Raw genomic sequence first — 2,444 nt, forward strand, 5'->3', positions numbered from 1 at the left:
AAATAAATACGCTTTCATTGTTCGTATACTGTAGCTATACAACCAAAGGTTGTACTTAAGTTGCGGAAGTTACGCTTTCAGCGCGTCGCGAGAAAACAGCCAAAGACAGAAAAAAACCACGCTCAAATCAGGAAATACGACGCAAAGCACGGCCGCGCAGCCTTACTCGTCATACAAGTGCGCGTCAGGGTAGGGTCACGTCAGCGCCTGGCGGCGCCGTAGCGCCGTAGTCACGCCCTGGTGCTGGAAGGCCAGAACGCGAGGCCGTCGGCATCTCGGCGGCGCTCGGCAAGAGAAGAGCAACGCCCCACGCACAGCCGTCTGTTCTTAAACAGGTGGTGCGGAGCCGAACGCTCGATCAACGGCGCGACCGGGGCCAACTCGGTCGCGATCCCTCGGTATCGTGGCGGAAGCGGCGCGAATAGCCGCCGCCCGGCGTCGGAAAGGCGCAGGGCGGCGAACTTGCTGGCGTGAGAGCCCGGCGCTCATTTCTGAGCGATGGGCCGCAGGTCGGCGAAGAACCAGACGTCCTCCGCCAGGATCTCCTTGCCGTCGACGACGGCCTTGGAGATGAGCCGGTGCTTGCCGTCCGTGGTCCATTGAGCCCGCACGTCGATGGCGCTCACACGCCACTCCCGCACGGATTTCAACTCGCCCGGCTGAACCTTGCCGTCGCCGTTGTCCACCCACAGCGCGAGCCCGTCGAGCTCGTCGCCGTCCAGCACGCCGTCGCCATTGCGGTCGAGCTTGGCCAGCTTGGCGAAGCCGTCGTGATGCTCCCGGTCGTTGCCGAACAGGCGCCGGCCGGACATGTCGTCCGCCGCTCGGCCGTCGCGGTCGTCCACCAGGAAGCCCTGGCCCTTGGGCAAGAGCCATTCGGTGCGCACCGGAACGCCCACGCCGTGGAGATCGAACGAGACCTCAGTGGCTTCCCGCTCGGACGTCGGAACCATCGCGGACGTCGCAATGGAGCCAAGACCCGGCAGGTCGAGCACGATGGGACTTCTCAGGCTCTTGAGCTTGCAGGTCAGCGGCTGCTGGTAGACGCCCTCGATCCAATTGTAGACCCAGACGAGCTTGTATCCGTCGTCCACCTTGCTTCGGGTGGAGCTGAAGAAATCGTGATTTCCGCTTTGCTTGCTGGCCCACCAGAGCCAACCGTAAAGCTTCCAGACCTCGACTTGTTTCTCCACCGAGCGGCCGTCGACCTTCACCTTGGTACTGATCTTCTTGCTATTGGAGACGTAGTTGGCCGCGCGCGGCAGATCGCTTTCCGACGTGTCCTTCCACTCCGGCTCGGCGATGTCCGACCAGGTGTCCCTGAATTTCCACGTGCTGTCGCTGATCACGTCTTTCCAGTCGTCGTCGATCGCGTCGCACGAACCGCCGCCGCCACCGCCGCCACCGCCACCGCCGCCGCCGCCGCCGCCTCCACCGCCACCGCCACCGCCACCGCCTCCACCGGTACCGCCGCCGCCGCCACCGCCACCGGTACCGCCACCGCCACCTCCGGTACCGCCGCCGCCGCCACCGGTACCGCCACCGCCACCTCCGGTACCGCCGCCGCCACCACCGGTACCGCCGCCGCCGCACGATCCACCTAGCGGCGCATCCGGCGTCGCGGCTGCGGCCAGTGTCGCGCCGCTCGAGTCCACGGAACCTTGATCAGCGCGATCCGTCGCGGTTGTCGGGTTGTCGAGTTCGTAACTGACGTCCGCCTTGAACTGCCCGTCGACCAACGAGACGTGCACCACGGGCTTGAGATAGGCGCTCAAGCCGCCGCTTATCTGGGCCGTGGCTTTGAATGCGGCGACACCCGCGGCTTCCGAGTCCGGACCGATGGCGACCTGCGCGGCCGCGGTCGCCTGGGGCGTCCAGCCACTTGTCGAGGAGACGCCATATCGCTGCTTCAGCAGAAGACGCGCCATGTTGACCGACGCCAAGGAGGCCGCGTGAGCCGCAGTGTCCGCGCGCGACCCTGCTGTCGTGTGGCGAACATAATAGAGACCGGCCCCGGCCCCGATGGCTAAGGGCACGGCTCCAACCGCGAACATGACGATCGACGCGCCGCTCTGGTCTCGCAGGAAGTCGCGGCCCTTCTTGATGACGCTGGACATTGGAACTTCCCTGTTTGTATTCGATTGAGAACACCATAGCCGTCTCGGCTTAATCCGCGGTGAATCGATGTATTACCCGCGTAAATACGCTTTCATTGTTCGTATACTGTAGCTATACAACCAAAGGTTGTACTTAAGTTGCGGAAGTTACGCTTTCAGCGCGTCGCGAGAAAACAGCCAAAGACAGAAAAAAACCACGCTCAAATCAGGAAATACGACGCAAAGCACGGCCGCGCAGCCTTACTCGTCATACAAGTGCGCGTCAGGGTAGGGTCACGTCAGCGCCTGGCGGCGCCGTAGCGCCGTAGTCACGCCCTGGTGCTGGAA

General features: G+C 63.7%; 1 protein-coding gene. It reads right to left on the minus strand.

Translation table 11 applies throughout. From position 1 onward, the window contains the following. Nucleotides 1-485 precede the first annotated feature (485 nt). The gene (locus AC1DSZ_RS24265; RefSeq protein WP_476840861.1) at nucleotides 486-2,117 is read right to left on the minus strand and encodes a TadE/TadG family type IV pilus assembly protein; all 1,632 of its coding nucleotides are present in this window, start codon (nucleotides 2,115-2,117) and stop codon (nucleotides 486-488) included. Nucleotides 2,118-2,444: the final 327 nt, after the last annotated feature.

It is taken from the genome of Alsobacter sp. P4_H11 (genome assembly GCF_056400925.1).

Coding starts and splice junctions, on each gene's coding strand:
- AC1DSZ_RS24265 (WP_476840861.1), bottom strand. CDS start 2,117: ATGTCCAGCGTCATCAAGAAGGGCCGCGACTTCCTGCGAGACCAGAGC.